A 3,119-nucleotide genomic window follows, 5' to 3' on the forward strand; every position below is an offset into this window, starting at 1 on the left:
CGGCATTGGAATCATAGCGCAGCGACACTTTGGGCTCGAGGCCATGATAAACAGGCACCGCGATCGACACGGACTGCGTGAAGGAGCCGTTGAAGCTGGCAGGCTCCGCCTTCGTCGCCAGTGCGCTCGCACTGGCGACCGCCTTCAAGAGATCCTCCCCGGGGGTGTCGCTTGCTGCCGCCGTCGCGGCCAGAGTCGACAGGCTCTCGGCCTGCACATCCACCGCGCCTTCCGTCGGCGTTGTCGCCACGCCACGCCACGCCACGCTAGGAAATCACCTCACGAGTCTCAATTTGGCAAATTTGAGGGAGTGACACATTCATGTCGTAATTCACGACGGCGTCACGAAAGGAGGTAGCTGGTCGTCTCATCATGATGTTGTTTCTGGCAGCTACGGAATAGCCGACGCCGTTTTCCAGTTGCATCTAGCCAATTGAAATGCCCCAGACACTTAATCTTTCAGAAATCTTTACTGGCGAATTTTTCAGCATGCCGCCTCACTGCAATCTCTGGGTTGCACGGGCGAAAACCCAATGGCCCACCGAGCTCCGCTTTGCTCGACCAGGATTTCATTCTTGCGGATCTCAGCGACAACCCATCCGGCAATCTTGGAGCCTGCAGCGACCTTCTCCCGCTCCCCCGTCGAAACGGAGCGCAAGATAGCAAAGCTCGGTGGGCCGATGCCGGTCCCCACCAGCGATAGAGGTGGCGCAACTTTTGGTGGAGCCTGAGGCTGAGCAGGAGCGGGTGGCGGCGCAACACTGACGAACAAGTCCCGTCCCACGGGAGGTCCAGTCGGAGCGGCTGGCGCCGCGGTACTACCCATTGTCAGCTCAGGCGCAAATGCTTGTCGAAACCTCGTCTGTATTCGCTCTTCGGAAGGCATCGTCTGGCGCCAAAGCAACACGGAAAACCCAGCAATGGCCGACAAGATCATGAAACGGCGAAGGATCGGCCACATGCTCATTTCACACCGGCCCAATAAGCCTCAGCCTGCATACCCACCAGAAGGCTTCCATCCTGGCGGCGCTCCGCACTGAATTGGCGCAGGAAGAGCATAGGCCGAGCTTGCGCGAGTGCGGTCAAAAATGAGGACAGGCTACGTGAATTTGCGATCAGCTGAGTTTCGAAACGCAGGCCACGAATGGGCCCGTACGATATAGGAGATTGGCGCCGAAACGAGAGGATCTGCATCTGTCCTGTCGCCAGCAGAGTCGAAACAGATTGTTCCAGACCAATACGAGCCTCATCTTTCGTCGCGCCTTCAACATATCCCAAGCTCGCCAGGGGAACCTGTTTGATCCTCGCAAGTGCCGCGGCCAACCAGACGCCCAAACCCTTCGTCTGGCGCGCCGATCCGGATACCATCATCGCCGCCAGAAACCGTGGGTTCCAAACGTTGGAGTCAATCCACTAGCCGTTGGTCGCAACGCACACTCAACGGCCCAATAACGGCAATCCAGATATCCTTCGACCTTTCAAATGCTTGCAAACAAAGCTCCGGCCTTGAAAAGGACATCACGTATGCCAGCCCGCTTATCGCCTGGAATAAGCCAAGCGTAGACCCCTTCCTTTACGACTCTCAATTCCCCGTGATCACCGGCTCGAATCCACTCCTTCAAAGAAAAACTTCCGATAAGTCGCTCTAGATGCGCGTGATTCAAGACATTCAAAGGGTAAACATCATGAAGTTTCCCGCTTCTGTGTTCTTTTGTCGTACGACGACTATACCCAAGATCCGATATTCTTTTTGCGGTTATTGGATCTGCCGCAGCACTAGCTGTTCCGAAGGGGTGATATAAAGCATCCTGTGGACGCTCTACGTTTACGAAGCCGTAACGAGGTGTTACACGTTGGCAAAGTAGATTTAGATGATCCAGAGCTTTATCAATTGAAAACTCTGCCTCATTGAGTGCCACGATATATTCCCGCCGGGAACGCTGATATGCAATGTGGGAGTCAATATTAAGGTAATTTTCACCGACAATTTCATCTAATGAGACACGGTCATAGGCACCACTCTCTATAATTAATTCTTCAATTGGATGTTTTTTACTAATACGTGGGGATTTTGATTTTGTTTGCTGATAAGCGGCGAAGCCTATCTTGTTCGGCTTCGCTTCTGATTGTTTAAGCAATTCGATGAGAAATTGCGGGTCTGCCGAGAGATCGTAATCCTCAACGAGATCATAGACAACGAGATATCTTAGGAGCTTAGGCATACCTACATTCCTGCAGATGAAAGATTCATATGATATTTAAATTTGGCGCACAAAATATAACATAGTATATTTAATTTCCACTTCCATCTTCGTGATCGGTCTTGTCCGTTTTACCAGGCTTTCTTCCGCCAGCTAGGGAATCGTCGCGCCTTGTTTCAACCTTCCTACCAGAACTTTCTACTGAATCGCCCATGCTGTCTAATTTGGCTTGTATGTCGCTTGGTTTCTGAGTTGGTGAAGTTACTTCCCCCAAAATAGCTCGATTGTCTTTCGTTACCACAGTCACGTCCGGCCGCCTCTGGTCTGTGACGCCCTTGAATATCGAACTGAGTGCCTGATTGTAGTGGATTGACGCTACGTTCTCGGCGCCGACCTGTTTCACCATGTCACGTGCCATCTTTTCGGATAGGTCGGCGTGCATTTTTGCTGTTGTATTCGCCGCTGCTTTGTATCCTTGGGGATGTCCGTCAGGTCGAATTGCCTGGAAGGCGCGTTCCTGTAAGCTGGCACCAATTCCCGCGGCTATCATACCTGCTGAGAAATTCGGGTCTGGCCCCAAAAGGCTTCGGAACCCCGGAGTAGAACCGTCCAGCGTGTGAATCGCACGATCATCGAAGTTTGGATGCGCATCCATTTCGTTTGGAACGCCGTCATTGTCATCGTCACTAAAAGAAGGTCCGCCATTATGGCCGATTCCTGAATGCCCTGCTGGATCCCTGACATTGATGGGATTGTTATCGGCGTATGCGTACCGGTTGGTTCCGACGCCTTCCTGTGTGGGGTCCCACCAGTCTGGGGAGACGAAGCGTGCGATGTGGGGATCGTAATATCTTGCGTTAAGGTAGAGCAGGCCCGTCTCGTCCTGCCGCTCCCCGATATAGCCGTGATCCTCCTTGG

4 protein-coding genes are annotated in these 3,119 nt (G+C 52.8%); all 4 read right to left on the reverse strand.

Features of this window, described 5'->3' with window-relative positions:
• Window positions 1-250, reverse strand: a 250-nt coding sequence (locus AB4037_RS34390; protein ID WP_441774641.1) for a hypothetical protein, incomplete at its 3' end; no start/stop codon positions are given.
• A 713-nt stretch (window positions 251-963) separates the two neighbouring features.
• Entirely contained in the window at window positions 964-1,371 is a 408-nt protein-coding gene (locus AB4037_RS34395) for a hypothetical protein (protein ID WP_441774644.1), read from the reverse strand.
• Window positions 1,372-1,478: 107 nt separating this feature from the next.
• The gene (locus AB4037_RS34400) at window positions 1,479-2,222 is read right to left on the reverse strand and encodes a hypothetical protein (protein ID WP_441774642.1); all 744 of its coding nucleotides are present in this window, start codon (window positions 2,220-2,222) and stop codon (window positions 1,479-1,481) included.
• A gap of 70 nt (window positions 2,223-2,292) precedes the next feature.
• On the reverse strand, window positions 2,293-3,119 hold an 827-nt coding region (locus tag AB4037_RS34405), incomplete at its 5' end, for an RHS repeat-associated core domain-containing protein (protein WP_441774643.1).

Source organism: Labrys sp. KB_33_2, from assembly GCF_052114505.1.
Classification (GTDB): domain Bacteria; phylum Pseudomonadota; class Alphaproteobacteria; order Rhizobiales; family Labraceae; genus Labrys.

What these genes read in the sequence shown, in the direction of transcription:
- AB4037_RS34395 (WP_441774644.1), bottom strand. Translation starts at nt 1,371, where the DNA reads ATGATGGTATCCGGATCGGCGCGCCAGACGAAGGGTTTGGGCGTCTGG.
- AB4037_RS34400 (WP_441774642.1), bottom strand. Translation starts at nt 2,222, where the DNA reads ATGCCTAAGCTCCTAAGATATCTCGTTGTCTATGATCTCGTTGAGGAT.